At 55.1% G+C, this 26,346-nt stretch carries 24 protein-coding genes, 1 pseudogene and 1 riboswitch; of the genes and pseudogenes, 15 read left to right on the top strand and 10 right to left on the bottom strand.

Going from position 1 to position 26,346, the window contains the following annotated elements; all coding sequences use genetic code 11:
* Positions 1-5: 5 nt before the first annotated feature.
* Complete coding sequence (locus ACTJJI_RS06370; protein ID WP_368278832.1) at positions 6-1,064, bottom strand: putative urea ABC transporter substrate-binding protein; 1,059 nt, start codon at positions 1,062-1,064, stop codon at positions 6-8.
* 57 nt (positions 1,065-1,121) lie between these two features.
* A riboswitch (guanidine-I (ykkC/yxkD leader) is annotated at positions 1,122-1,220 on the bottom strand.
* Between the two features lie 295 nt (positions 1,221-1,515).
* Here ACTJJI_RS06370 and ACTJJI_RS06365 point away from each other — a divergent pair.
* The 3 genes from ACTJJI_RS06365 to ACTJJI_RS06355 all read left to right on the top strand — a co-directional run bounded on the left by ACTJJI_RS06365 (position 1,516) and on the right by ACTJJI_RS06355 (position 4,677).
* Complete coding sequence (locus tag ACTJJI_RS06365; protein ID WP_440653473.1) at positions 1,516-1,875, top strand: nuclear transport factor 2 family protein; 360 nt, start codon at positions 1,516-1,518, stop codon at positions 1,873-1,875.
* A gap of 152 nt (positions 1,876-2,027) precedes the next feature.
* Complete coding sequence (locus tag ACTJJI_RS06360) at positions 2,028-3,986, top strand: SIR2 family protein (protein WP_440653471.1); 1,959 nt, start codon at positions 2,028-2,030, stop codon at positions 3,984-3,986.
* 376 nt (positions 3,987-4,362) lie between these two features.
* Positions 4,363-4,677: a hypothetical protein gene (locus tag ACTJJI_RS06355; RefSeq protein WP_440653469.1), complete on the top strand. Its 315-nt coding sequence runs from the start codon at positions 4,363-4,365 to the stop codon at positions 4,675-4,677.
* A gap of 105 nt (positions 4,678-4,782) precedes the next feature.
* Here ACTJJI_RS06355 and ACTJJI_RS06350 read toward each other — a convergent pair.
* The 3 genes and pseudogenes from ACTJJI_RS06350 to ACTJJI_RS06340 all read right to left on the bottom strand — a co-directional run.
* Positions 4,783-4,956 (bottom strand): annotated as a pseudogene (locus ACTJJI_RS06350) (DUF4225 domain-containing protein); the annotation flags it as partial.
* A 331-nt stretch (positions 4,957-5,287) separates the two neighbouring features.
* A complete protein-coding gene (locus tag ACTJJI_RS06345) occupies positions 5,288-6,433 on the bottom strand; it encodes a hypothetical protein (protein WP_122117142.1) in 1,146 nt (381 codons plus the stop codon).
* A gap of 267 nt (positions 6,434-6,700) precedes the next feature.
* Positions 6,701-7,156, bottom strand: coding sequence for a hypothetical protein (locus ACTJJI_RS06340; protein WP_045902916.1), 456 nt, complete (start codon positions 7,154-7,156; stop codon positions 6,701-6,703).
* 430 nt (positions 7,157-7,586) lie between these two features.
* Between ACTJJI_RS06340 and ACTJJI_RS06335 the strand changes: the two genes are divergently transcribed.
* From ACTJJI_RS06335 to clcB, 7 genes are all read left to right on the top strand, one after another.
* Entirely contained in the window at positions 7,587-8,210 is a 624-nt protein-coding gene (locus ACTJJI_RS06335; protein WP_096928313.1) for a glutathione S-transferase family protein, read from the top strand.
* Between the two features lie 155 nt (positions 8,211-8,365).
* Positions 8,366-9,109, top strand: a complete 744-nt coding sequence (locus ACTJJI_RS06330) for a YoaK family protein (RefSeq protein ID WP_440653465.1) — start codon at positions 8,366-8,368, stop codon at positions 9,107-9,109.
* Positions 9,110-9,378: 269 nt separating this feature from the next.
* Positions 9,379-10,089, top strand: a complete 711-nt coding sequence (gene osmY / locus ACTJJI_RS06325) for an osmoprotectant ABC transporter permease OsmY (protein ID WP_013096821.1) — start codon at positions 9,379-9,381, stop codon at positions 10,087-10,089.
* Positions 10,090-10,107: 18 nt separating this feature from the next.
* On the top strand, positions 10,108-11,007 hold the full coding sequence (gene osmX / locus ACTJJI_RS06320) for an osmoprotectant ABC transporter substrate-binding protein OsmX (protein ID WP_096928312.1): 900 nt from the start codon (positions 10,108-10,110) through the stop codon (positions 11,005-11,007).
* Positions 11,008-11,015: 8 nt separating this feature from the next.
* Positions 11,016-11,663 (top strand): osmoprotectant ABC transporter permease OsmW, encoded by a 648-nt coding sequence (gene osmW / locus ACTJJI_RS06315; RefSeq protein ID WP_006808875.1) that lies wholly within the window; start codon positions 11,016-11,018, stop codon positions 11,661-11,663.
* Positions 11,663-12,811, top strand: coding sequence for an osmoprotectant ABC transporter ATP-binding protein OsmV (osmV, locus tag ACTJJI_RS06310; protein ID WP_046887947.1), 1,149 nt, complete (start codon positions 11,663-11,665; stop codon positions 12,809-12,811). The genes osmW and osmV overlap by 1 nt, the downstream gene beginning before the upstream one ends.
* A 103-nt stretch (positions 12,812-12,914) precedes the next feature.
* Entirely contained in the window at positions 12,915-14,225 is a 1,311-nt protein-coding gene (gene clcB / locus ACTJJI_RS06305; protein WP_440653461.1) for a voltage-gated ClC-type chloride channel ClcB, read from the top strand.
* Here the strand turns inward: clcB and bioD are convergent.
* From bioD to ACTJJI_RS06290, 3 genes are all read right to left on the bottom strand, one after another.
* Positions 14,160-14,855 (bottom strand): dethiobiotin synthase, encoded by a 696-nt coding sequence (gene bioD / locus ACTJJI_RS06300; protein WP_013096826.1) that lies wholly within the window; start codon positions 14,853-14,855, stop codon positions 14,160-14,162. The genes clcB and bioD overlap by 66 nt on opposite strands.
* 130 nt (positions 14,856-14,985) lie before the next feature.
* Positions 14,986-16,206, bottom strand: a complete 1,221-nt coding sequence (gene mlc, locus ACTJJI_RS06295) for a sugar metabolism global transcriptional regulator Mlc (RefSeq protein WP_014831704.1) — start codon at positions 16,204-16,206, stop codon at positions 14,986-14,988.
* Between the two features lie 121 nt (positions 16,207-16,327).
* Positions 16,328-17,233, bottom strand: a complete 906-nt coding sequence (locus tag ACTJJI_RS06290; RefSeq protein WP_063412226.1) for a LysR family transcriptional regulator — start codon at positions 17,231-17,233, stop codon at positions 16,328-16,330.
* A gap of 121 nt (positions 17,234-17,354) precedes the next feature.
* Here ACTJJI_RS06290 and ACTJJI_RS06285 point away from each other — a divergent pair, with 121 nt between their 5' ends.
* Positions 17,355-18,608, top strand: a complete 1,254-nt coding sequence (locus tag ACTJJI_RS06285) for an MFS transporter (protein WP_013096829.1) — start codon at positions 17,355-17,357, stop codon at positions 18,606-18,608.
* Positions 18,609-18,684: 76 nt separating this feature from the next.
* On the opposite strand, the gene ACTJJI_RS06280 is transcribed toward ACTJJI_RS06285, so the two are convergent.
* The 3 genes from ACTJJI_RS06280 to ACTJJI_RS06270 form a co-directional block, all read right to left on the bottom strand.
* A complete protein-coding gene (locus tag ACTJJI_RS06280; protein ID WP_013096830.1) occupies positions 18,685-20,076 on the bottom strand; it encodes an APC family permease in 1,392 nt (463 codons plus the stop codon).
* Positions 20,066-20,251, bottom strand: coding sequence for a hypothetical protein (locus tag ACTJJI_RS06275; protein ID WP_431629732.1), 186 nt, complete (start codon positions 20,249-20,251; stop codon positions 20,066-20,068). Before ACTJJI_RS06275 ends, ACTJJI_RS06280 begins: the two co-directional genes overlap by 11 nt.
* A gap of 181 nt (positions 20,252-20,432) precedes the next feature.
* Positions 20,433-21,851, bottom strand: a complete 1,419-nt coding sequence (locus ACTJJI_RS06270) for a glutamine synthetase family protein (protein WP_014831701.1) — start codon at positions 21,849-21,851, stop codon at positions 20,433-20,435.
* 214 nt (positions 21,852-22,065) lie between these two features.
* Between ACTJJI_RS06270 and puuD the strand changes: the two genes are divergently transcribed.
* From puuD to ACTJJI_RS06250, 4 genes are all read left to right on the top strand, one after another.
* The gene (gene puuD, locus ACTJJI_RS06265; RefSeq protein WP_014831700.1) at positions 22,066-22,830 is read left to right on the top strand and encodes a gamma-glutamyl-gamma-aminobutyrate hydrolase; all 765 of its coding nucleotides are present in this window, start codon (positions 22,066-22,068) and stop codon (positions 22,828-22,830) included.
* 25 nt (positions 22,831-22,855) lie between these two features.
* The gene (gene puuR, locus ACTJJI_RS06260; protein WP_013096835.1) at positions 22,856-23,413 is read left to right on the top strand and encodes an HTH-type transcriptional regulator PuuR; all 558 of its coding nucleotides are present in this window, start codon (positions 22,856-22,858) and stop codon (positions 23,411-23,413) included.
* Between the two features lie 157 nt (positions 23,414-23,570).
* Positions 23,571-25,064: an aldehyde dehydrogenase PuuC gene (gene puuC, locus ACTJJI_RS06255; protein ID WP_440653455.1), complete on the top strand. Its 1,494-nt coding sequence runs from the start codon at positions 23,571-23,573 to the stop codon at positions 25,062-25,064.
* Complete coding sequence (locus ACTJJI_RS06250) at positions 25,061-26,341, top strand: NAD(P)/FAD-dependent oxidoreductase (protein ID WP_013096837.1); 1,281 nt, start codon at positions 25,061-25,063, stop codon at positions 26,339-26,341. The genes puuC and ACTJJI_RS06250 overlap by 4 nt, the downstream gene beginning before the upstream one ends.
* The last annotated feature ends 5 nt before the right edge of the window (positions 26,342-26,346 follow it).

The raw sequence follows: 26,346 nt of genomic DNA, 5'->3' as shown, positions 1-26,346 counted from the left end.
CGTTATCACAGCGTGCCGTCAGCGGCCATTTTCACGAAGCTGTCGTCAAAGCGCAGTTTCACGTTGCTGGCATCGCCCACCGTGACATTGCCCGGGAAGCGCATACCGATAAAATCGGCGCTCTGCGCGCCCTCGCCCAGCAGCCCTTTGTCGAAGGAGAACGACGCCACGCGCTGCATGGTTTTCGCCAGCTCCGGTGACGTGACAAACGCCATGTTGTCCTGCGGGGTATAGAACAGATGGGTGGTTTTGAGCTGCGCCTGATACCCGGCGAGATCGGTCCCGGAGGCGGCGGCCATCGCATTCAGGGCGCTGGCATCCTGCGCTTTCATCAGCCCCATCATCTCGTACCATGCGCCAGTGAGTGCTTTGCCCAGCGCCGGGTTGTCTTTCAGGGTCCCGGTGTTGACCACCATCATGTCGATAAGCTCACCCGGTACCTGCGAGGAGCTGAACACTTCGGTGGTGTTTGGCGTGCCTTTGATGACGGAGAGTTGCGGGTTCCACGCCACTGCAGCCTGAACGCTGGCGGTCCCGAACGCAGAGACAATATCTGCGTCCGAGGTATTCACCACGGTGACGTCTTTCTCCGCCAGCCCGGCTTTTTCCAGACCGCGCACCAGCAGATAGTGGGACACGGAGAGCTCAGGCAGGTAGACCTTCATCCCTTTCAGATCTTTCAGGGTTTTGCCCTTACCTTTCATCACTACTCCGTCGTTGCCTTCCGAGTAGCTACCGAGGATCAGCGCTGTGGTGTCCACCCCGCCCGCGGCCGGTATGGTCAGCGCATCCATATTGGTCATGGTGCAGCCGTCAAACTGCCCTGCGGTATACTGGTTGATGGATTCGATATAGTCGTTGAGCTGCACGACATTGATTTTGATGCCGTATTTGCTGGCCCATTTATCGATGATTTTGCTACTGCTGATGGTGCCCCAGGGCATCCACCCGGCGTAGATGGTCCAGCAGACGTTGAACTCTTTTTTCACAGCAGCGAACGTGGGGAGACTGACCAGCATTGCCAGCGACAGTACAAGAGAGCGGAGTAATGGCGTTTTTTTCATGCTTGACCTCTGAGTGGCACAAAATTAGGGGGCAGCGCGACACCGTCTGGTGCTGCTGTCTCCCGGGCTTTTGTCCCGCCGTGTAACCTCTCAGAGGTCGCCAGCTCTTGGACCAGCCATTCACCGTGGTGAACCGGAACCCTAGCCAGCTATTGTTCAAATTGTGGTGTGCTGCCCTTTCACGGTTAATTAAGCAAGGGGTGTGCCAGGATGGTTTTGCTTGTTTTATTAGGGAGTTGGGGATTGTTGTGGGTTGGATTTCACTGTTTTGGGGAGCGGGTTTGGGGGATGTGCACTGCGGTGGGGCGTTTTGGGGGATAGCTAAAAATAGTGGCATGGTTTCTGGTCTTTATTTCCTTCGCAGATTGCCTAATCAGGAGCAGAAGCAGACTTTTTGCCATAACGCGGGTATTGTCATGAGTGTGAAATAAACAACGTGACGAGAGCAACGATGAAACTCCTGGAAAAGCTCAAATCGCTCGAATGTTCCCTTCATGGCACAAGGCGAAGTGATCGTGCATGGCTCGAGCATATTCTTCACCCCGACTTCAAAGAAATCACCCGTACTGGCGTGGTGATTGAACGCGCTGAAACTATTGAGTTCCTCACCAGCGAATTAAATGTCACCGTTATTTTGAGTTGCGACTTCGAGATATTCCGTCAAAGCGAGCGATTTGCACTCTTGTATTACAGGACATTTAATCCCGATGGCAGTCGAATCGCTCTTCGCTCCTCGTGCTGGGAGTGTAATGATGATGGTGAATGGAAACTGGTCTTTCATCAGGGTACTCCGGCATCAGGTACAGTATAAATTTACCAGTCAATTCTCCTTTCTAATCAGATTTAACATGAATCTCCAGGCATGCCTGCTTAGCCCGCCGGGCAGACATTGCGGACTGACGATTTGAATTGCCTGAGAAATTAATGCATTAATAATATTTCTGCGTGGACGAAGGAAAAAAGATGGAGATGGACGATTGGTGGTTTGGCTGGAAGGGTTTCACTCCCGAACGCCCCTGTCCTGGCAAAGTTGTGTTGATGGTTGGCGCGGGGATCTCCATTGATTCCCCTTCGCGACTCCCGGGAGGATACGAACTCACGGAAGCCCTGCTTGACCACTTGCTTGACAGCAACGCGGCTGACGAAATTAAAACGGTATTTGGTCAATGTGAGCAGTGGATGGGGCGAAGCCTGCCACGTCTGGAGCATGTTCTAGATAAAGCGTTTGAACCTTCAACCATTGAAGGCGTCGAGCGTAGCGGTGCCGCCCGGGAACTGCTGCGTATCTTTTCCCAACGTCCCCCAAATGCGAATCATCATCTGATTGCCGATTACCTGATTAAGCACCGTGGCTGGTGTATCACCACTAATTTTGATGACTGTATCGAGCAGGCTGGTTGTCATCAGATCCCTGTGCATGTGATTGACCCTGCAACCAAAACTCTGGACATCCTGCACCGGGAATACGGTGAAGACTGGGGTATCATCAAAGTGCACGGCACAATAGAACACGGCTGTTCAGGACTTGGCGCAACACTTGCCGACCTGGAGCACGGGCTACCCGAAGCCTTCAAAAAACTTCTCGAACAGGTAACAAATCAGGCCGATTTAATGGTTGTCGCAGGCTACAGTGGTACCGACCATTTCGACATTAATCACTGGATCCGCGATCGCTGGAATGGGAAGCGCTCGACGCGATTAGTCTGGATTGACCACCGCCCCAGCGTTGAAGAAGAGTTCTGGCGACTCAAAGAACATGAAAATCGCGAGCCGAGAGTCTACTGGCAAGGCGCTTTCGGCGGCATGAAGATTCAGCACGGACCCACGTTAGCATTACTGTCATCCCTGCTGGGGATCCCTCGTAAAACGGTTAAAGATACCGAAGAGAATGGCGACTGGTGGCGTACGGCCCTGGCAGATTATTACTCCCCTACCAAGAAAGAAAAGTACCTTACCGGCACTCGTCTGGCCAGCTCTATCGGTCTTGGCCAACTAGCCGAGGAACAGCTCCGTTATTTGAAACGCCAACTGGAAGACGACGATATGTTGGTGCCTTTCGAAGCAGAGATTTACTACTCCCGTGGGTTTATTGCCGGGGCGTTATGGTTACAAAACTATTTAAAATCATCGCACGAAAAAAACAGAAAAGTGAACGGCACCGCCCTGATCCGTGCTGAAGGAAAACCTCTAAAAGCGCTTCTGTTTTATCTTGCGCGGTGGTTAAAAAGCTCACGCAGACTCTCACTTGATGAGCAAATAGACGCGTTTGCCTGCCTGCTTGATATCCACGAGCGGAGGCAACAATGGCGACTCTGGCAAAGTAAACCGCTTCGACGTCTGGGCGAAAAGGGATGTAGCGTATTCCGTCGGTATTTCATGAAGCTTGAGAACAATAAATTGCCGCTGTATCTGCATGGAAGGATGCAAATGCAGTCCATTCGCCTGGGCACGCTGTTTTACGATGAAGAGGCTTTTTCCTTTAACCATGTCTGGAATTTACTCTACCACGAGAATAGTCCGCCGAGTTTTTTTACCCCGTACGGCCCTGCAATCCCAGGTTTTTATCTGATTGAACGCAGCACTGCGCGTGAAGAAGATCGCATTGCCGACCTGGTGCTGGCGAATATTAATTACGTCAATACCCTCCTTTCCGCTCTGCGGCGTCGTTGGCCTAAGGGCAGCGAAAGTGTATTTAAGGAAAGACAGCGAAGGGATGGATATGTTGATTCAGGAGACTATGCGGTGACGTATATCGTGCAACTGTTAAACGACAGCTCACAGATGGTTAGTGCTTTGAATGCACCGCATTTACACATCCTGATTGCCAGAGCCTGGATCAGGGCGGACAGTATTTTAGGCGGTATCGAATACTGGAAACAGCAGCGGCTTTATCTCGGCAGTCCTCGTTCGCTAACGACATAAAGAGGTCGTCTAAATCTGAGGCTGTCATTATGCCTGTTGCTTCGCCGTGATATTTGTTTTTGCGGTAAAGCATGTTGATGGTGGCCTGCCCCGTTTCCTCAACCACGATCGCGCAGTGTAACCAACAATATGCATCGGAAACGATGCTAAATCGGCGAAACATGTTTAAGTGCTTAAGGGAAATACCTTCATCCGGTAGAAAACAGTGCTGATGATCAGGGCGTTAATGATATCCACCGCAAGATTTGCAAGGCGTTTCGGAAAACGGTGGTTGGCTTCAGAATCACAGAAACCGTTCATACTTGCTGGAATGCACTTAAGTTCATCAGTATGATTGAGGGCAGCATCGCCAGTTAAGATTTGCTGAGAGGACAATATGGATGTTACTGAAGAGGCTTTGTTGAGCACTGGCTTTACGCGATCTGAATTGCAGAAGCTTAAGAACAACATTCAAAGCTATGATGGAACATTAGGGGGAGCGATTCAGGATCTGGCTAATCGATTCAGGGTTGTTTTATGGATAACATCATCTTGCCTGATGGTTTTTATCCTTCTTATGTTGTTTGCTGCGAAAGAAACCGTTGTGGGTGGTGGAATATCAATACTCATCTCTATCATCATAGTTGTATTTATTCAGCCGCCAGTCCTCTCTTACAAATCCTGGCGATTCTGGAGAAAATACAGGTGTTAATGGTTGGATGCTTCAGTGGAAAGCAGATCAAAAATAACTTTGGTCTTAAGTCCATAACCTACAATTTTCATGGTTAGTTTTGGACGGCTCATCGTATCCGTCTTGTTCTTTTTCTGCGACCTGTTTTATCTCCTCGTCAAACTTGATACGCGTCAGACCATCATGCAAATAAAATGCAGGCAACCGATTTGCTGTTTCGACCAGCTTGCGGGCTTCCAGATTCACCATCGTATCTGACCATGTTCTGTTCCAGCCCCTATTCAGCAGAGCTGAATCCATAATGCATCCCTTTCCATAAACGTCTGATTATTTTACATGTAGTATGATCAGGGGCAACGGTAAATGCCTTGTCAGAGGCTGATTTTGCCCGAGTGAACCTGGGTAGAAGGTGAAGTCGCATGCACTCAATGTCGGTTTTATCATGCTTGATAGTAAATCTCCGAACGGAGGACAGTCTATACCTCGACGAGTAGCTTGTCCGCTTTGTGCCAGTAGAGGACGTTGCTAGTGTCAGCCTATGTTAATCAACAGGGAGCAGGTCACACTGTCGTCTCAGAATACCTAGCACATAGGTCACACGAACTTCCAACTGTATTGCTTGTTTTCGTGGCTAAGCCTCTTTTTGTTGATGATACCAATGCAACATCATCCGGAGCTTCAATAGAGTTGTACTGTCATCATCCTCAGAACAAAAATTGTATCGCCCGCCTGAATATTCATTTAACTTGTCCAAGTAAAAGCCACCCATTGGGTCATATCTATCAGAGTGGAGCCAAGCAAACATTTTCTGAAGAACGTAATGCAGGGCATTTTTCGGAAGCGTTGAAATCATCACGCCATGCTTAGTTGCTAAATCCTCAATATTCATTTCCTGAAGATTATATCTAATCTCTACTGCAATTGGATGTAGTTTACTTAAAAATACGTCAACTTCATCCTTGAGATGTGCCTCTTTAACATTCCCCTCGAACAGCTTTATTAACTCTTCCACTTCCATTCGGTAATAATCATTATCACCTCGCACCGCAACTTCTGAAAGAAGCAACTTTAACTCAGCATGAATGTTATCAGTAGACGGTATAATCTGTTTGGATAGGGTGCTGTAATGTTTTATACGTATTGCTATTACGGAACCCTTTAGGCTTGTTAGATATTTATACCTATCTTCAATATATGTAATTAGCTCATCGAACTTAATGCCGAAAATAACATCATCTTTCCCTGGCGTGTTGTTGTAAAGGCTTATAGTGAAATCATTTTCATTGAAAGCATGAAAATGAGGCCAGCTTGCAAACAGTCGTTCACCATCACTATTTTTAAGATTTGTAGGGTGAGCACCAAAGATAGCACGAATACTCTTAAAGTATGCGTCATCATCCTCATGTGAAAGATAGGGCGTTTTATTCTTAAAGACATTCGCTGATTTCTTGAAAGGCCACCTCGCTAACTTATGATCACTTTCAATGATGCGGTGAAGCTGCTGCAACGCCTCCACAGCAATATCAATAGATGATATAAGGGAGTAAACCTGCATGGCCTTGACATCAATATCTTCCGACAGCTCAGGGAAGTTCATCAGATTGCGAACAGAAACGCTTATCCAATCCATGCACGAACAGATAGGGCTGAACTGGTTTTTACCATTTCTGTTTATGAAGTAGCTGTAAGCAAACTCCCCTTCATTAACCACATCGCGAAAATCAGTTATTAAAGTATCGTCAATAGTTACACCAAAATCTGCCTTGGTCATCTTCATGGAAATCACTTTCAAATCAGCACACTTAGAGGTTGATTGTGACCGTTATCATAGGCAAAAACAATTCAGTAGGTTGACCCGCCCCCCCATAACTCAAAATTGCTCGATTTAAGTATGCATTCCAACTTCCGCTCCTCGCTCATAGCAGCCATTTCCCAGCCCCTATCGCAAAAGCAATAACACCCCCCCCTCAACAACCTCAAAGGGGCTCACCATAGCCCCTTTTCCCTCACCACCCTCTAAGCAGCTAACAAAGCCTGTCCGCACTCAGTGCGCCACAATTCGCGGCTCCTTCACAAACTCCGCCAGCAGCCAAATCATATCGTGCAGCAGCCCCGTAAGCTCTTTCGCAACGTTCGCGGGCAATGTCCCCCCTTTAACGGCCTGGGTAAGTGCCAGCGCATAGTCAATCTGGGTAGCCGTGTCGTGCCAGCAGTCCGGCACGCAGGAGGTCATTTTCTCTCCCACAATCAATTGTTCAATAAGGTTCGGCGGGAGATCGGCATCGCAGAGTTCACGCAGTCGATGAAGCGCTTGCAGCAGGCGCTCGCAGAGTGCAGAGCTAATGACGCTATCATCGCTTTCGACCAGCACGGTCACCAGCGCGGCGCAGTTGTCCGCCACGTCAAAGAGGTCGGCGTCAACCGGAAGGGGTCGGGTAATAAGCTGCTGAATAATGTTTTCGTCAGATTGCGGGAAAATCAGGGTCTGGATAGTCGCCATATTAGGGCATCCTCTACATGTAATTTTATTCACTACCTTGTGAGTTCCTACGCTCGGGGGTAGCACTGACGGAGGTAGGAATACCGCCCACATAGAAAACGGCCAGCCTTACGGCTGCTCCGCCAGCGCCACCGAGATTGTAACGGGATAAACGCTGCCACGACATACTAAATATCGCTATATGGAATACGGGTTCCTACACCCGATTGCGGATGTGCCGCAACGCCGTCACTTTACGACCCCGATAACCGGAATAAAAGCATTAACCCTCATTTTCACCGGGTTACTTTTAGGTTTGCGAGGCTCCTTCCAGAAAGACGGTATCACTCCCCCAATCCAGCGCACTCACCATCCAATTTTGCTCCAACCTCTTTCACAAAACTGATGTATTGTTTTTAAACCATTCATTCCAGTGCAGGACACCTGACCCATGATCACCGTTCTCGGCAAGACCACCTCCATCAACGTGCGTAAAGTCCTCTGGACCTGCGAAGAAGCCGGAATTGCATACCAGCAGGAAGACTACGGCAGCGGATTTGCCCCGACGGAAACCGACGCCTTCCGCGCCCTGAACCCCAACGCCATGGTACCGGTGCTGATTGACGGCGATTTTGTGCTGTGGGAATCGAATTCAATCTGCCGCTATCTGGTGCGCAAAGCCGGACGCGATGACCTGCTGCCGTCGCAGCCGCAGACCTGCGCTAACGTCGAGCGCTGGATGGACTGGCAGGCAACCGAATTCAACAACGCCTGGCGCTATGTTTTCCCGGCGCTGGGGCGCAATAACCCGGACTATAACGATCCCGCGCGGATTGCCGCCGGGATAAAAGAGTGGAACCACTGCATCGGCATTATGGAGCAGCAGTTGCAACGCACCGGCGCCTTTACTGCGGGCGAAACGTTTACGCTTGCAGATGTGGTGCTGGGGCTGTCGGTGAACCGCTGGAAGATGACGCCTTTTGACAAACCCGCTGTACCTGCCATTGATGCCTGGTTTGAATGTCTTAATCAGCGTCCGGCATTTTTGCGACACGGAAATAACGGCATGGTCTGAATTCCCCACGGCCCTATATTCAGCAAGGATATTTTATTTAATTACAAAACTCTGCATATCGTCAGAGGGAATAATAATTAAGCCATATCCTGGACTGTCCGTTGTATCGCTTTGCTAGCCTGATGTTTCAGGCAAAGCTCACCCCGGAGGTATTCTTGCTGATTAAACTCAAAAAAGAACGAACGCATCAGGAGGATCGCCGGTTAGCCCTCTGGCTGGCGACATCCGCTGGCTTGCTCAACGCCATCGCCCTTGGGGCATTTGGCTTTTTCCCCTCTCACATGACCGGCAATACCTCACAATTATCCAGCGAAGTCTCTTCCACCGATCTGAACGATATTATTTTCTTTGGCTCCATTATTCTGGCGTTTGTCACGGGTGCCATTCTTGCGCGCATTATTGTTATCTGGGGCATTATCCATAATATCCGCCTGGTTTTTTGCCAGATCCTCTTTGTCGAGGGGTTATTACTGACCGGTATTTCGGTATACGAAATGTATTTCCATGCCCTCACCAGCAACCGCACAATTATTATCTTTCTCTGTGGTCTGATGGGGATCCATAATTCCACCTCCACCCAGCTCTCCAGCGGCCGGGTGAGATCGACGCACATCACCGGCACGCTGACGGACGCGGGGATATCGCTGGCCTCGGTAGTCGTGGCGATGCTGCGCCGGGACTACTCCAAAGACACGGCGGCGCAGAAAAGCCAGCTTAAAACCCACCTGACCACCCTGTTCTCGTTTATTACCGGCGGTATCGCGGGGTTACTCCTGTTCCGGTGGATTGGCTTTAATGCCATGCTGGCGCTGGGTGTAATACTGGCGCTGGTATCCGTTTGTTCCGTGATTACCATCGCGGTGCGCGTGCGCAAAGTTCGCGCAGCCCTCGGCCGATAGTCAAAACGCAGAGGGCAGAATGTCGCGACAGTTGTGACACTGTCACTTTCATGACGTCGCTTTAGGACTATTCTGCCCTCTCACAGCCAGCCCTTACCTCATAAGGCTTAATCAAGGTTGTCACTAATTTCATAGGGTTACTGATTTCCCCCCTTCGCTGGAACCCTTCCCAAACGCTTGCTATAGGTCAACTACCCCTGCCGAAACATGGCATAACAACAGGCAACCGCTGGTTGCGATAACGCATGCGCACAGGGAGACACACCGCAATGCATCCATTACTCAAACGCTCGCTGCTGTTTGTCGGCGCCATTATCGTGGTTCTGGCCCTCCTCACCTGGGGCATTGGGCTGGAGACGATCAAGGCGCGTCAGGTTGACCTGATCTACCTCGGACAACAGCATTTAATCCTCGTATTTTCCTCGATGTTCTTCGCCCTGCTGGTTGGCATTCCGGCGGGTATCCTGCTCAGCCGCCCGGCGGCGCGTGGGGTAGCCGAATACGTGATGCAAATCTTCAACGTCGGCAACACCCTGCCGCCGCTGGCCGTTCTGGCGCTGGCAATGGTGGTGATTGGCATTGGCGATACGCCAGCCATCATCGCCCTGTTTCTTGCCTCGCTGCTGCCGATTGTGCGCAATACCTACGCCGGGCTGTGCTCGGTGCCGTCGTCGTTACTGGAAGCGGCAAACGGGATTGGAATGACCAAATGGCAGCGTCTGCGCCAGGTGGAGTTACCTAACGCCTGGCCGGTGATGCTCTCGGGCATCCGCATCGCCACCGCCATTAATGTGGGTACAGCTCCGCTGGCCTTCCTGATTGGCGCCAGCAGCTACGGCGAGCTGATTTTCCCCGGCATCTACCTGAACGACTTCCCAACGCTGATCCTGGGCGCGGCGGCCACCGCGCTGTTTGCCCTGATCCTCGACACCCTGCTGGCTGCGCTGGGTCGCGTGATGAGTCCCCATCTCGCTCGATAACAATAACAAGGAGCTTTCATGAGACTGATATCCAGCCTGACGGCGCTGTGTGCCGCAGCGCTCTTCACCAGTCAGGCGATAGCCGCCCCGCTGATTCTGGCGACCAAGAGCTTTACCGAGCAGCATATTCTCTCGGCCCTGACCGTACAGTACCTGCAAAAGAAAGGGTTCCAGGTGCAGCCGCAAACCAATATTGCGACCGTTATCTCCCGTAACGCGATGATCAACAAACAGATTGATATGACCTGGGAGTACACCGGTACGTCGTTAATCATCTTTAACCACATCAACAAGCGCATGTCGCCGCAGGAATCTTACGAGACAGTTAAGCGTCTGGACGCGAAGCACGGTCTGGTCTGGCTCAAACCGGCCGATATGAACAACACCTATGCCTTCGCCATGCAGCGTAAACGCGCTGAAGCGGAACATATCAACACCATGTCTGAGATGGTGGCGAAGATTGAGCAGATCCGTAAAACCAACCCGGACAAAAACTGGCTCCTGGGACTGGATCTTGAGTTTGCCGGGCGCAGCGATGGGATGAAGCCGCTGCAGCAGGCCTACAACATGGCGCTGGACCGTCCGCAGATCCGCCAGATGGATCCCGGTCTGGTGTATAACGCGGTGCGCGACGGTTTTGTTGATGCCGGGCTGATCTACACCACCGACGGCCGCGTGAAAGGTTTCGACCTCAAAGTGCTGGAAGATGATAAAGGTTTCTTCCCGAGCTATGCCGTCACCCCGGTGGTACGTAAAGACACGCTGGAGGCGAACCCGGGGCTGGAAGAGGCGCTAAACACCCTCTCCGCCCAGCTCAACAACGACGTTATCACCGAGCTGAACAAGAAGGTGGATATCGATCATCAGTCACCGCAGCAGGTCGCCCGTGATTTCCTGCGTAGCAAAAAGCTGTTGTAGGAGGCGCTATGGAGACGATTCACTACATTCTTGATAACTGGGATTACCTGTTAACCCTGACGCTGCAGCATCTGTGGCTGGTGGCGCTGGCGGTTGGCCTGGCCATTATTATCGGCGTTCCGCTCGGCATTTTAATTGTCCGTCACAAATGGCTGGCGACACCGGTGCTGGGGATTGCGACCATCGTGCTGACCATTCCGTCCATCGCCCTGTTTGGCCTGATGATCCCGCTTTTTTCGCTGATCGGTCAGGGCATTGGCGCCCTGCCCGCCATTACCGCGGTGTTTCTCTACTCACTGCTGCCGATTGTACGCAACACCCATACCGCACTGGACAGCCTGCCGCCTGGTCTGCGTGAGGCCGGACGCGGCATCGGCATGACCTTCTGGCAGCGGCTGCGCTGGGTTGAAATCCCCATGGCGCTGCCGGTGATTTTCGGCGGCATCCGTACCGCCGTGGTGATGAACATCGGCGTGATGGCGATTGCCGCCGTGATTGGCGCGGGCGGCCTGGGCCTGCTGCTGCTCAACGGCATCGGCGGGAGTGATATCCGCATGTTGATTGCGGGGGCGCTGATGATTTGTCTTTTAGCGATTGTGCTCGACTGGCTGCTGCACCGTCTGCAGGTGGTACTGACTCCGAAGGGGATTCGATAATGATAAAACTGGAAAACCTCAGCAAACACTTTTCACAGAAGCACGGCCAGACCGTTAAGGCCGTCGACAACGTCAACCTGAACGTGCCCGAAGGGGAAATGTGCGTCCTGCTCGGCCCGTCCGGCTGCGGGAAAACCACCACCCTTAAGATGATCAATCGCCTGATTACACCGAGCAGCGGCACGATCCTGATTAACGGCGAAGATACCAGCGGGATGGATACGGTGACGCTGCGCCGCAACATCGGCTATGTGATCCAGCAGATTGGCCTGTTCCCGAACATGACCATCGAAGAGAACATTACCGTGGTGCCGCGCATGCTGGGCTGGGATAAAGCCCGGTGTAAAACCCGTGCCGAAGAGCTGATGGATATGGTGGCGCTGGATCCGCGTAAGTTTCTCAACCGCTATCCGCGCGAGATGTCCGGCGGCCAGCAGCAGCGTATCGGCGTGATCCGCGCGCTGGCGGCTGATCCGCCGGTGCTGCTGATGGATGAGCCCTTCGGCGCGGTGGACCCCATCAACCGTGAAGTGATCCAGAACCAGTTTCTGGAGATGCAGCGCAAGCTGAAGAAAACCGTGATGCTGGTCAGCCACGATATCGATGAAGCCCTGAAGCTGGGCGACCGTATCGCCGTTTTCCGTCAGGGGAAAATTGTCCAGTGCGCCAGCCCGGACGAGCTTCTGGCGAAGCCGGCGAACGAGTTTGTCGGCTCGTTTGTCGGTCAGGACCGCACCCTGAAGCGCCTGCTGCTGGTGTCGGCGGGCGACGTCACCGACCAGCAGCCTACTATCACGGTACGCGGCTCTACCCCGCTTCCAGAGGCCTTTGCCACCATGGATGATCACGATATCCGCGCCATCACCGTGGTGGACGAACATGGCAAACCACTGGGGTTTGTGAAACGCCGGGAAGCGCGCAACGCCAGCGGCACCTGTGCCGATATCCTGCATCCGTTCCGCATGACCGGCAAAGCGGAAGATAACCTGCGCGTGGTGCTCTCCCGCCTGTATGAAAGCAACACCAGCTGGATGCCGATTGTGGATGAAGAGGGTCGCTATAACGGTGAGATTTCGCAGGACTATATCGCGGAGTACCTCAGTTCCGGGCGTACGCGCCGGGCGCTGAATATTCACAGCGAAAGTTAATTCTTCCGGCCGGGCTTGCCCGGCTTTTTTTCGCACGCAGACCTTTTGCTAACCTCGTCATTTCCCGCCACACTATTGCATCGACCCCGTTTACTCGCGACCCATGCAACGTCTTCATACTTACCCCGATATCCGCGCGATGTTTCGCCGGCTTCTGATTGCCACCGTCACGGGCGTACTGGCCGCGCTGGCCGTTGCCGTGTTTCGCCACAGCATGTATCTGCTGGAGTGGCTGTTTCTCAGTAACGACAGCGGCAGCCTGGTGAACGCCGCGGCGGCGTTGTCCCCCTGGCGTCGCATGCTCACGCCTGCTCTTGGCGGCCTGGCAGCCGGATTGTTGCTGTGGGGGTGGCAGCGGCTGACGGCGCAACGCCCGCATGCGCCAACGGATTATATGGAAGCGCTGGAAACGGGTGACGGGCAGTTCGATTACGGTGCCAGCCTGGTCAAATCCCTCGCGTCTCTGCTGGTGGTTTCCAGCGGAAGCGCCATCGGGCGTGAAGGGGCGATGATCCTGCTCGCTGCCCTCGCCGCCTCCTTGTTTGCTCAGCGCTTTACACCAAAGTCCGAATGGAAATTATGGATCGCCTGCGGGGCGGCGGCGGGAATGGCCAGCGCCTACCACGCACCGTTAGCCGGAAGCCTGTTTATTGCCGAAATTCTGTTTGGCACGCTGATGCTGGCCTCGCTTGGCCCGGTGGTGATTGCGGCCGTGGTGGCGCTGCTGACGACGCGTCTGTTAAGTCCGGGTGCCACCACGCTGTATGATGTGCATCTCAGCGAAACGCTCACAGTGGGTGATTATGGGTTGATGGTCGGAATCGGTCTGCTGGCGGGCGTCTGCCGTCCGCTGCTGATGTGGCTGATGACGGTTAGCCATGCGCTGTTTCTGCGTCTCAAACTCTCACCGCCGTGGCAGCTGGCGCTCGGGGGGCTGATCGTCGGGCTGTTGTCGCTTCTGACGCCCAAAGTGTGGGGTAACGGCTATAGCGTGGTGCAGACCTTTCTGCTCTCACCGCCGCTGCTGTCCGTTATTGCGGGCGTGTTTATCTGTAAACTGCTGGCGGTCCTGGCAAGCAGCGGTTCGGGCGCGCCGGGCGGGGTCTTCACGCCGACGCTGTTTGTCGGGCTGGCGACAGGAATGCTGTTTGCGCAGCTTTTTGCGCTGTGGCTGCCGGGTTCTGAAACGGCGATTTTGCTGGGACTGGCGGGGATGGCGACGTTGCTCGCTGCCACGACGCATGCGCCTATTATGTCGGCGCTGATGGTGTGTGAAATGACCGGGCAGTATTTTCTGCTACCCGGTCTGCTGATTGCCTGCGTTGTTGCGTCCGTGCTCTCGCGAACGTTACGCCACGACTCGATCTACGGCCAGCACACTGCCGAGAGCAGAGAGATCGATGTACTGCGCTAGTTCGCGCTGCTCGGCGCGCGGCAGATAAGGCAGTTCGCCCACCAGCGGGCCGGGCAGTTTTTTGCTCAGCACGTCGATGATTTCTGCATAGTGCGCAAGGCCCGGATTGATGCGGTTTGCCACCCAGCCCACTAACGGCAGGCCGTCATTGGCGATCGCCTGCGCCGTGAGCAGCGCGTGGTTGATACACCCTTCCTGAATGCCCACCACCATCACCACCGGCAGTTGTTCCTGCACCACCCACTCGGAAAGCGGACGCAAATCGTTCATCAGGCTGCGCCAGCCGCCCGTGCCTTCAACCACAACGTGATCAACCTTCTCGCTCAGGTTCGCCAGCCCATCCGACAGCAGGGTGTAATTGATCAGCCCGCTGTGCGCCACGCTGCTCTCCTCTTCGCTCAGGGCAATAGGATTGACCGCGTCATAAGGCAGCTCCAGGGATGAGACGCTTTGTAAAACCAGGGCATCTTTATTGCGCAGCCCCTCTGGCGTCTCTTTACTGCCTTTTGCGACCGGTTTGTACCCTGCAACACGTTTACCGCTTGCTGCCAGCGCCTGCAGCAACGCGCGCGATACAACAGTCTTGCCGACAGAGGTATCTGTACCAGTAACAAAGAAACGCTTAAGCATGTCTCATTCCACCTCTTGGGTATGCTTCGAAAATATAAACCAGGTAAATAATTCAGTGGGGGAAGTCTACGGGAAGCGTGCGCTACCCGGCTTGAGATAGCGCAATTTTTCTTACATCTGTGGAAAAGAGTTAGCCCTGCAGCAGGCGGATCAGTAAGGAACCGTTATACATCGCATCTTTGACCAGCGCGGCGCCGGCCATGGTGCCCTGGTTCGAAAACTGCGTGCTTTCCACCACAATGTTTTTGCTGTAGGCGGGCAGCGCCTGCTGATTAATGCAGGCCGAGATCGCCGGAAAGAGGATATCCGCCGCCTGGCTGAGCGGCGAGCCAATCAGGATTTTTTGCGGGTTAAACAGATTCACCATAATGGCGAGAATGCGCCCGACGTTATTCCCTACGCCGGTAATGATGTCCTTAGCCAGCAGATCGCCCTGCCGCGCCGCAGCGCACAGGGAATCCACCGTCAGGGGTTGCCCGTGCAGCGAGGAGCTCATGGACTGGCTGAGCCTCACCTGCGCCAGCTCCAGCACGCTTTCCACACTGGCAATGGTCTCCAGACAGCCGTGGTTGCCACAGTAGCAGCGTTTCCCGTAGGGATCAACCTGCGTGTGGCCGATCTCCACCAGGCTACTGCTGCCCGCATGCAGCAGGCGTCCGTCGGTGATGACGCCCGCCCCGACGTTATGGTCGATCACCACCTGAATGACATCCCGCGCCCCGCGTGACGCGCCAAACAGCGCCTCCGCCATGGTCCAGGCGCTGATGTCATGCTGAATGTAGACCGGCACGCCGGTATGGTTTTCCAGGACCTCACCCAGCGGCATCTCTTTGACGTCTTCATAAAACGGCATGCGGTGCACAATGCCATTTTCGGTATCAATAATACCCGGCATGGTGATGGCAATGGCCGTTAAGCGTTCAAGCTTCTGCTGGTGACGAATAAAGAAGTGATCGATATGCGTGACAATCGCGTCGAGAAGCGGTTGTTCCGCGTTAAGCGGCAGCTCCAGGCGGTCTTCCACCACCAGCTTGCTGCTGAGATCGCGCAGCGCAAGAAAGATCTCCCCCCGGCTGATGCGCAGCGACAGGTAATGCCACGCTTCCGTCTCCACCACCAGCCCGACCGCCGGACGGCCCCGGCTACCCGGCTCCTGAATCTCCGTCTCCTGAACCAGGTGGGCTTCCAGCATTTCGCGAACAATCTTGGTAATACTGGCGGGAGCCAGTTGGGCCAGGCGCGACAAATCGATACGCGAAACCGGACCAAGCTGATCAATCAGGCGATACACGGCGCCAGCGTTGGTCTGCTTAATCTGATCGATATGCCCTGGCTGACTATCAGCAACCACCTCGTACTCCCTTATTTTCGAGCTTCGAAATAAACTTTGGGCTATGGTGAAGCACTTGCATGGCCGTCGTCAAATATTTACTTAGCCATGTGATTTACTGCACATTTTTGCCCATTTTTCCTTATAAATAGCGCCCGGCAGAGGCGGTGATCAGCTGCTTTTTAAAACGCTGTGCCGCGTGGCTCTGCTCATGATGCCGGGACCACACCAGCCACATCTCCGATACCGCGTCGTCTTCGGCGAGCGGCACCCAGCGCATTTCACGCAATTGTACCCGTTTAAAGGAGGCCGGGAGAATAGAGACCCCCAGCCCGGCGGCGACCAGACCAATGATCGTCATCGCCTCTCCCACTTCCTGGGTAATCAGCGGGGCGAGATCGTAGCGGCGCATCAGGCCAAGAATATCGTCATACAGACCGGTCCCCACCTGCGGGTCGAAAAAGACAAACGGCTCTTTCGCCAGCTCTGCCAGCGTGACGGCAGGCTGTAAGGCTAAAGGATGATCGTGGGGGATCATCGCCATCAGCGGCTCGCGCAGGATCACCTGCCACGCCAGCGAGTCCGGCAGTTGGGTGTTGCGCATTAGCCCTAAATCCAGCGCCCCTTCATTCAGCGGAGCAATTTGTTCCCGGGTATTAATTTCACGCGTCTGAATATGCACGTCCGGGAAGTCACGGCGAAACGACGACAGGGTTTGCGAGACGGCGCTGATAAACGGGGCAGACGAGGTAAACCCGATGCGCAATTCACCGGTCTCCCCCAGATAGAGCCGCTCTGCGCGGGCGGCAGCGTCGTCAACCATGCTCAGAATTTGCCGGCTGTCAGCCAGAAACTGCCTGCCTGCCGCCGTCAGGCTCACGCTACGGTTGGTGCGGGCGAGAAGACGCGCGCCAATCTGCTGCTCCAGGATCTGAATTTGCTGGCTGAGCGGCGGCTGCGAAATGTTCAGGCGCGCGGCGGCGCGGCCAAAATGCAACTCTTCTGCCACCGCGACAAAGTAGCGTAAATGACGCAGTTCGATATTCATATTTTATAAGTATCATTTGAGATTATTAATATATTAGACAGAATATTTACATTTTCCTACCCTGAAGAGGTGGTCATACCCGTCACCAGAAACCACGGGGATGTTTAAGCAAGGAACATGTGTGAGTCGTACATCTACCGTTGATATCGAACCGGCACGCGATATCGATGATTTACCCGCAGCCTCTCAGCCGGCGCAGTTTATTAAACGTGGTACCTCCCAATTTATGCGCGTCACGCTGGCGCTGTTCTCAGCCGGTCTGGCAACCTTTGCCCTGCTCTACTGCGTTCAGCCTATCCTTCCCGTACTGTCACACGAGTTTGGCGTCTCACCGGCCAGCAGCAGTATTTCACTCTCTATTTCAACCGGGATGCTGGCTGTCGGCCTGCTCTTTACCGGCCCCCTCTCCGATGCCATTGGGCGTAAACAGGTGATGGTGACCGCGCTGATGCTGGCGTCGGTTTGTACGCTGCTCTCCACCATGATGACCAGCTGGCACGGGATCCTGATGATGCGCGCGCTCATCGGGTTATCCCTGAGCGGCGTGGCGGCGGTCGGGATGACCTATCTCAGCGAAGAGATCCACCCGAGCTTTGTCGCGTTCTCCATGGGGCTGTACATCAGCGGGAACTCCATCGGCGGCATGAGCGGACGCCTGCTGAGCGGCGTGTTTACAGACTTCTTTAACTGGCGCATCGCGCTGGCGGTGATTGGCTGCTTTGCGCTGGCCTCTGCGCTGATGTTCTGGAAAATTCTGCCGGAATCACGTCATTTCCGCCCCACCTCCCTGCGTCCCAAAACGCTGTTTATCAACTTCCGCCTGCACTGGCGGGATAAAGGGCTGCCGCGACTGTTCCTGACCGGCTTCCTGCTGATGGGGTCATTCGTCACGCTGTTTAACTATATTGGCTATCGGCTGATGCTCTCGCCGTGGCATCTGAGCCAGGCGGTAGTCGGCCTGCTCTCCGTGGCGTATCTGACCGGGACCTGGAGTTCGCCAAAAGCCGGGGCGATGACCGCCCGCTATGGCCGTGGGCCGGTGATGCTGGTCTCAACCGCCGTGATGTTGCTCGGCCTGTTGCTGACGCTCTTCTCGTCCCTGTGGCTGATTTTCACCGGTATGCTGCTCTTCTCTGCCGGTTTCTTCGCCGCGCATTCCGTCGCCAGCAGCTGGATTGGCCCGCGCGCCCGTCGTGCCAAAGGCCAGGCATCCTCTTTGTATCTGTTTAGCTACTATCTTGGCTCCAGCTTCGCCGGGACACTGGGCGGCGTGTTCTGGCACAACTACGGCTGGAACGGCGTGGGCGGGTTTATCGCGCTGATGCTGTGTGGGGCGCTGCTGGTAGGAGCCAGTCTTCATAAACGTCTGAGATAACAAGCCTGCGGGCTGATGTCCGGTAAGACGAGCGATCCAGATAAACGGCACCAGCGTACTGGTGCCGTTTTTACATTCAGGAATCCCAGGCCTGCTCTATCTTAGCGGCTTCAAACTGCGGAGGCGGTTTGCGGAAACGGCGCGTCAGCCATGTCAGGTAAAGGACCCCCAGTGCCGCCCAGATGAGGCCAAGCGTCAGGGACGTCGCTTCGAGGTTTATCCACAGCACGCCGACCGTGACGGCACCAATGAGTGGCAACAGGAGATAGTGGAACCGATCTTTCCACGTTTTGTTCAGCCCCTTACGCCGCCAGAAATGGTTGTACACCGAGAGATTAACAAACGTAAACGCCACCAGCGCGCCAAAGTTGATCAGCGCCGTCGCGGTCACGAGGTCAAAGTACAGGGCCGACAGCGCCACTATCCCTACCATAATGACGTTCAGGGCCGGAGTACGCCATTTCGGATGCACGTAGCCAAACACCCGCTCCGGAAAGACGTTGTCACGCCCCATCACATACAATAAGCGTGAGACGCTGGCATGTGAGGCCAGGCCTGAAGCGAGCGTATTCACAAACGTGGTACACAGAAACACCGACTGGAAGAGCTTGCCGCCCACGTACAGCGCAATTTCCGGCAGTGCGGCGTCCGGGTTCTTGAAGCGCGCGATCGTCGGGAAGAAGAGCTGCATGAAAAACGAGGCAACAATGAATATCAGCCCGCCATACAGTGCGGTCAGGAAAATGGCTTTGGGAATCACCCGCGCCGCGTTTGGCGTCTCTTCCGACAGCGTGGTGACCGCGTCAAAGCCGAGGAAAGAGAAGCAGACGATAGTCGCGCCGGTAATAATCGGGATCAGATGTGCGTTCTCGCTGATAAACGGCTGCAGCGACCAGACGGTGCCAACGCCCTCCCCCTTGTGCAAACCATGTACCACGAGTATGACAAACACCACCATGATGGCGATCTGCACCAGCACAAACAGGGTGTTGAAGTTGGCGACCAAATTGACGCTCTTCAGGTTCGCCAGCGTCAGGATGGTCACAAACCCCACTACCCAGACCCACGGCGGGACTTCCGGGAACAACGCGGAAAGGTAGATCTTCGCCAGCAGCACGTTGATCATCGGCAGGAAGAGATAGTCCAGCAGCGATGACCAGCCGACCATAAACCCCAGATGGGGTCCGATCGATTTCTGCGTGTAGGTGTACGCAGAGCCCGCCTCCGGGAACTGTCGTACCAGTTTGCCGTAGCTGATGGCGGTAAACATGACACCCGCCAGCGCCAGGAGATACGAGGCGGGCACGTGGCCATTGCTGATACCGGACACAATGCCGAAGGTATCAAACACGGTCATGGGGGTGAGGTAAGCCAGCCCCATCATCACCACCTGCCAGAGCTTGAGGGAACTGCGCAGCCGGGTTCTTCCGGCCATGCCCGGCGAATCAAGAGACGTGTTAGTCGCCATAAACCATCCCCCCCATGCTTACCGTGGTTTGCAATCGCGTTGACCTTAACGCAAACCTGCTTAGCAAAGGGGGAAGTTGTAAAGAATATACGCGATCGTACCAGCGCAGCGTCTCTCGCTCGCACTCACAGCAGGCGCCTGACTGGCCCCCTTCGCCCTGCGGATAGTTGAACATCTGCATCATTTCCTACCTCGTCACACAGTGTCGTTAAGAAAGTCCCTGTGCCGCCTGCGCTCCATAACGCGACTCCCGGGAGATAGCTGGCATGCCAGCGAACAGTTCGGCCAGGCTCCGCGCAGGCCGTTTGGTGATACGTATGCGATGAAACAAAGCGGCCCCTAACCGGGGCACGTTATCAGGCGTTTTTCAGCATCCACTCAATTTCAGTTTCGGTAATCAGGCGTTCGAACTGCAGCAATTCATCATGTTTGCAGGCGTGATAGACGTGGCAGAAACGTTCGCCCAGTCGCTCGCGAAGGTGATCGTTTTGCATAAACTCCCACAGCGCATCGCTCTGACGAATCGGGAACGGCAGTCCGTCCTGCTCCAGACCATTGCCTTCCACTTCTTCCTGCAGGGGTAAATCGTTATCCAGCCCATGTAAAATGCCGGCAAAAATCGCCGCCATCACCAGATACGGATTCGCGTCTGCTCCCGCCACCCGGTATTCGACCCGATGGTTATGGCGATCGCCGCAGGGGATACGCAGGGCAACCGTGCGATTATTGTGTCCCCATGACGCTTGGGTCGGCACGTACATTCCCGGCTGGAAACGGCGGTAGGAGTTGACGTTCGGCGCCAGCAGCGCCATGGACGCTGGCATCAGATCGATCATCCCGGCCAGCGCACGTTTCAGCAGCGCGGAATCCTCACCGCTGGCGTCTGCGAACACGTTTTCGCCTCTGTTGTTTTGCATGCTGATGTGGATATGCATTCCACTGCCCGCATGTTCTTCATACGGCTTTGCCATAAACGTGGCGTGCATCTTGTGTTTTTCCGCCATCTGCCTGACGAGACGTTTTAGCGCCAGCGCATCATCGCAGGCATCCAGCACGTTTTCCGTATGGTGCAGGTTGATCTCAAACTGGCCCGGGGAGGCTTCAGCCACTGCCCCGTCGGCGGGGATCAACTGCAACTGCGCCAGTTCGTCAATGTCATTCAGCACGTCAGCAAAGTGGTTGAGATTATCAACCGAGTAGACCTGACTCTGCGTGTTACGCACGTCGGTGCCCGGCGCGCAGGGTGGCTGCAGATAGCCGTCGGCATCGCGTTTACGGTCAAGTAAATAGAACTCCAGCTCTACCGCTACCACGGGGAACAGGCCGCGCTGGCGCAGTTGCTGCCAGAGTCGGTTGAGTACGTTCCGCGGCTCAACGTCAAAGGGAGCGCCATCTTCATCGACCATGGTGAGCTGCACCTGACCAATGTATTCCGGGTCGGCGGCGGACGGTGTCAGGGTGCCCGGCACCGGCACGCAGATACAGTCCGGCTCGCCAAGCTCCTGGCCCAGCCCTGCCTCTTCCACAACGTTACCCAAAATATCCATGGCGAAAACCGATGCCGGGAAATAGCAGCCTTTTTCAAGTTTGCTCAGTCCGGCAACCGGGATGCGTTTGCCGCGAAAACAGCCGTTCAGGTCGGTCAGGAGGACATCAATAAACTGGGTGTCAGGATACTTTTCTAAATAGCGCTTCACTTCCTGCGTAAAGGCGCTGCCCCGCCTCTCATCCGTGTGCTGCACAAAGTTCTCAACTTCTACGATATTGGTTTCCATGATTTACCACCGTTTTTGGGATTTGTGTTCGCTGCCCTGGACTGTCAAATATAATGTCCACCCTATCGAATCTGTATGCAAACAAAATGTTTGTCAAATGTTAAATTAAGTTTGCAAAAGGCAGATCCCGTTGCTAGATTGAGAAAATATTGAACGAAAAGGCCGTTTCATAGGCGAGAATGGCCTAAATTTAGTCCACTTTGTGAGGGCGATCATGGAAAATATAATGAACAAGCCAGTTATTGGCGTGGTGATGTGCAGAAACAGGCTTAAGGGTCATGAGACCCAGACCCTGCAAGAAAAGTACCTGAATGCCATTATTAACGCGGGGGGCTTACCTGTTGCCTTACCGCATGCGCTGGCAGAGCCAGAGCTTATTACCGCTCTGCTGCCAACCCTGGACGGAATTTACCTGCCGGGCAGCCCAAGTAACGTGCAGCCGCACCTTTATGGTGAAAACGGCGATGAGCCTGACGCCGATCCCGGGCGAGATCTTCTGAGTATGGCGCTGATTGCTGCCGCGCTCGAAAGGCGCATCCCCATTTTCGCCATCTGCCGGGGGCTGCAGGAAATGGTTGTTGCCACGGGAGGGACGCTGTATCGCCGCCTGTTCGAGCAGAACGACCTGCTTGAGCACCGGGAAGATCCTGAACTGCCGGTTGAGCTACAATACGCCCCGTCTCATGAAGTTCAGGTTCAGGAGGGAGGACTGCTGTCTCAATTAATACCAGGCTGTAACACATTTTGGGTAAACTCGTTACACGGGCAAGGTGCACGAACGTTAGGACCACGGCTCCGCGTGGAGGCCCGCTCGACGGACGGGCTGGTCGAAGCGGTCAGCGTTCATGACCACCCTTTTGCCCTCGGTGTGCAATGGCACCCCGAATGGAACAGCAGCGAGTACGCCCTGTCACGCATGTTGTTTGAAGGTTTTATCACCGCCTGTCAAAGCCACATTGCCGAGAAGCAACGGCTTTGACCACTACCGTAAAGGAAATGCAACTATGAGCGATGACGGACTGGCGCCAGGGAAACGTCTGTCTGAGATCCGCCAGCAATTGGGTCTCTCGCAGCGGCGTGCCGCCGAACTGTCTGGGTTAACACACAGTGCCATCAGCACCATTGAGCAGGACAAAGTCAGTCCTGCCATCAGTACGCTGCAAAAGCTGCTGAAAGTTTATGGGCTGTCGCTCTCGGAATTCTTTTCGGAACCGGAAAAACCTGATGAACCGCAGGTGGTTATTAATCAGGAAGACCTTATCGAAATAGGCAGTCAGGGGGTTTCGATGAAGCTGGTTCATAACGGAAATCCGAACCGTACGCTGGCGATGATTTTTGAAACTTACCAGCCAGGAACCACGACCGGAGAGAGGATCAAACACCAGGGTGAGGAGATCGGTACGATACTGGAAGGTGAAATAGTGCTGACCATTAATGGCCAGCCTTATCACCTGGTTGCGGGGCAAAGCTATGCCATTAATACCGGCATACCGCACAGCTTCAGCAACACCTCGGCAGGCATCTGCCGCATTATCAGTGCCCACACCCCCACCACGTTCTAATTACCACTCAGTCCCGGCGTAAGTGCGCTTACGCCGGGATAAATAAAAACGATCAATGTCGGCATTTAACGGGTTAATTCCCGGGATGCCTCACGGCTTCGTATTGCCTGAAACGGCCATGACCTTATTTATCTGATTGCGAAAGAAAGGAGTGAATATGCATTTTCAGCACCTGACTTACTGGCAGGATAAAGCAAAAAACAGCGCCATTGAGACCCGGTTATTTATTAACGGTGCCTATTGTGACGCCGCCGATAATACCACGTTTGAAACCGTCAATCCCGCGACCCAACAGACGCTGGCGAACGTGGCCCGGGGCAAGCAGGCGGACGTGGACCGCGCGGTTCAGGCGGCGCGTGAGGTATTTGAGCGCGGTGACTGGTCGCAGGCCTCTCCGGCGCAGCGCAAGGCCGTGCTCAATAAGCTCGCCGATTTAATGGAACGCCACGGCGAAGAGCTGGCCTTACTGGAAACACTGGACACCGGTAAACCCATCCGCCACAGCCTGCGCGACGATATTCCCGGCGCGGCGCGCGCTATTCGCTGGTACGCCGAAGCGGCGGATAAAGTCTACGGCGAAGTGGCGCCTACGGGGCCGGGCGAACTGGCGATGATCGTGCGCGAGCCGATCGGGGTGGTCGCGGCCATCGTTCCCTGGAACTTCCCGCTGCTGCTGGCCTGCTGGAAGCTGGGCCCGGCACTGGTCGCGGGCAATAGCGTGGTATTAAAACCGTCGGAGAAATCGCCGCTCACCGCCCTGCGGCTGGCCGGGCTGGCGAAAGAGGCGGGCCTGCCGGACGGCGTGCTGAATGTGATAAGCGGTTACGGACACGAAGCGGGCCAGGCGCTGGCACTGCATCCTGAAGTCGAAGTGCTGACCTTTACCGGCTCTACCCGTACCGGCAAACAGCTGTTGAAGGACGCGGGGGAAAGCAACATGAAGCGCGTCTGGCTGGAGGCAGGCGGCAAGAGCGCCAACATTATCTTTGCCGACTGTCCGGACCTGGACAAAGCCGTGAGCGCGACCGCCGCCGGGATTTTTTATAACCAGGGGCAAGTCTGTATCGCCGGAACCCGCCTGCTGCTCGAAGACAGCATCGCCGATGACGTCCTGGCAAGGCTGAAAGCGCAGGCCCGTCACTGGCAGCCGGGCGATCCGCTCGACCCTGACAGCACGATGGGCATGCTCATCGACGCTGCGCATGCCGATACCGTCCACACGTTTATTCGCGAGGGAACCCGGAAAGGGACGCTGCTGCTGGACGGGCGGGAACAAGCATGGCCGTCCGCAGTCGGTCCCACCATTTTTGTCGACATCGACCCTGCCTCCCCGCTGTGCCGGGAAGAGATTTTCGGGCCGGTGCTGGTCGTCACCCGTTTTAAAACCGAAGAAGAAGCCTTAACGCTGGCCAACGACAGTGAATATGGGCTTGGCGCGGCGGTATGGACCCGCGATCTCTCCCGCGCACACCGCATGAGCCGCCGCCTGAAAGCAGGCTCGGTCTTCGTCAATAACTATAACGACGGCGATATGACCGTACCCTTTGGCGGCTATAAGCAGAGCGGCAACGGTCGCGATAAGTCCCTGCACGCGCTGGAAAAATTTACCGAACTGAAAACCATCTGGATTGCCCTGGAGTCTCAATCATGACCGAACATACCACCAGCTACTACGCGGCCAGCGCGAACGCTTACGAACCTTTCCCGACGCTTAACGAGTCGATCAGCTGTGACGTGTGCGTGGTGGGCGGCGGCTATACCGGCCTCTCCTCCGCGCTGCATCTCGCCGAAATGGGCTACGACGTGGTGCTCCTTGAAGGGGCACGCATCGGCTTTGGTGCCAGCGGACGCAACGGCGGCCAGCTGGTTAACTCCTACAGCCGCGATATCGACGTGATTGAGAAAAACTACGGACCCGATGCCGCCAGAGTTCTCGGGAGCATGATGTTTGAAGGCGGGGAAATCATCCGGGAGCGTATCCAGCGCTATCAGATCCAGTGCGACTATCGTCCCGGCGGGCTGTTTGTGGCGCTAAACCATAAGCAACTCGAGACGCTGGAGGAGCAAAAAGCCAACTGGGAACGCTACGGCAACACGCAGCTGGAGTTGCTGGACGCCAGCGCCATCCGCCGGGAAGTCGACAGCGAACGCTATACCGGCGCGCTGCTGGACCGCAGCGGGGGGCACATTCATCCGCTGAACCTGGCAATCGGCGAAGCGGACGCCATTCGCCTGAACGGCGGGCGGGTGTATGAACAGTCCCCGGTGACCGCCATTCAGCACACCAGCCCGGCCGTAGTGAGCACGCAGCATGGCCAGGTGACGGCCCGCTACGTGATCGTCGCCGGGAATGCCTATCTGGGCGATAAGATAGAACCGGAACTGGCAAAACGCAGCATGCCCTGCGGCACTCAGGTTGTGACCACCGCCCCGCTGCCGGAAGCGGTCGTCCGCACGCTGATCCCCAATAACTACTGCGTGGAAGATTGTAACTACCTGCTGGATTACTACCGTCTTACCGCCGACAACCGCCTGCTGTACGGCGGTGGCGTCGTCTATGGCGCGCGCGATCCGGACGATGTCGAGCGCCTGGTGATGCCAAAGCTGCTGAAAACCTTCCCTCAGCTGGCAGGCGTCAAAATCGACTACCGCTGGACAGGCAACTTCCTGCTGACCCTGTCCCGCATGCCGCAGTTTGGTCGTCTGGATAAAAACATCTATTACATGCAGGGCTACAGCGGCCACGGCGTGACCTGCACCCACCTGGCCGGACGGCTGATCTCGGAACTGTTGCGCGGTGACGCTGAGCGCTTTGATGCGTTTGCCAACCTCCCGCACTATCCCTTCCCGGGCGGTCGCAGCCTGCGGATTCCATTCACGGCGATGGGCGCGGCGTATTACAGCCTGCGCGATCGTCTTGGCGTATGAGCGTT

This window comes from Enterobacter sp. 22466, assembly GCF_052044775.1.
Classification (GTDB): Bacteria; Pseudomonadota; Gammaproteobacteria; order Enterobacterales; family Enterobacteriaceae; genus Enterobacter; species Enterobacter dissolvens.
The sequence above is the reverse complement of the archived record's forward strand: the minus strand, read 5'-3'. Positions and strand labels throughout refer to the sequence as shown.

Bases quoted from the DNA above. Each gene is read 5' to 3' on its own strand.
- ACTJJI_RS06370 (WP_368278832.1), bottom strand. From the start codon at position 1,064: ATGAAAAAAACGCCATTACTCCGCTCTCTTGTACTGTCGCTGGCAATG.
- ACTJJI_RS06365 (WP_440653473.1), top strand. From the start codon at position 1,516: ATGAAACTCCTGGAAAAGCTCAAATCGCTCGAATGTTCCCTTCATGGC.
- ACTJJI_RS06360 (WP_440653471.1), top strand. From the start codon at position 2,028: ATGGAGATGGACGATTGGTGGTTTGGCTGGAAGGGTTTCACTCCCGAA.
- ACTJJI_RS06355 (WP_440653469.1), top strand. From the start codon at position 4,363: ATGGATGTTACTGAAGAGGCTTTGTTGAGCACTGGCTTTACGCGATCT.
- ACTJJI_RS06345 (WP_122117142.1), bottom strand. From the start codon at position 6,433: ATGAAGATGACCAAGGCAGATTTTGGTGTAACTATTGACGATACTTTA.
- ACTJJI_RS06340 (WP_045902916.1), bottom strand. From the start codon at position 7,156: ATGGCGACTATCCAGACCCTGATTTTCCCGCAATCTGACGAAAACATT.
- ACTJJI_RS06335 (WP_096928313.1), top strand. From the start codon at position 7,587: ATGATCACCGTTCTCGGCAAGACCACCTCCATCAACGTGCGTAAAGTC.
- osmY (WP_013096821.1), top strand. From the start codon at position 9,379: ATGCATCCATTACTCAAACGCTCGCTGCTGTTTGTCGGCGCCATTATC.
- osmX (WP_096928312.1), top strand. From the start codon at position 10,108: ATGAGACTGATATCCAGCCTGACGGCGCTGTGTGCCGCAGCGCTCTTC.
- osmW (WP_006808875.1), top strand. From the start codon at position 11,016: ATGGAGACGATTCACTACATTCTTGATAACTGGGATTACCTGTTAACC.
- osmV (WP_046887947.1), top strand. From the start codon at position 11,663: ATGATAAAACTGGAAAACCTCAGCAAACACTTTTCACAGAAGCACGGC.
- clcB (WP_440653461.1), top strand. From the start codon at position 12,915: ATGCAACGTCTTCATACTTACCCCGATATCCGCGCGATGTTTCGCCGG.
- bioD (WP_013096826.1), bottom strand. From the start codon at position 14,855: ATGCTTAAGCGTTTCTTTGTTACTGGTACAGATACCTCTGTCGGCAAG.
- ACTJJI_RS06290 (WP_063412226.1), bottom strand. From the start codon at position 17,233: ATGAATATCGAACTGCGTCATTTACGCTACTTTGTCGCGGTGGCAGAA.
- ACTJJI_RS06280 (WP_013096830.1), bottom strand. From the start codon at position 20,076: ATGGCGACTAACACGTCTCTTGATTCGCCGGGCATGGCCGGAAGAACC.
- ACTJJI_RS06275 (WP_431629732.1), bottom strand. From the start codon at position 20,251: ATGTTCAACTATCCGCAGGGCGAAGGGGGCCAGTCAGGCGCCTGCTGT.
- ACTJJI_RS06270 (WP_014831701.1), bottom strand. From the start codon at position 21,851: ATGGAAACCAATATCGTAGAAGTTGAGAACTTTGTGCAGCACACGGAT.
- puuD (WP_014831700.1), top strand. From the start codon at position 22,066: ATGGAAAATATAATGAACAAGCCAGTTATTGGCGTGGTGATGTGCAGA.
- puuR (WP_013096835.1), top strand. From the start codon at position 22,856: ATGAGCGATGACGGACTGGCGCCAGGGAAACGTCTGTCTGAGATCCGC.
- puuC (WP_440653455.1), top strand. From the start codon at position 23,571: ATGCATTTTCAGCACCTGACTTACTGGCAGGATAAAGCAAAAAACAGC.
- ACTJJI_RS06250 (WP_013096837.1), top strand. From the start codon at position 25,061: ATGACCGAACATACCACCAGCTACTACGCGGCCAGCGCGAACGCTTAC.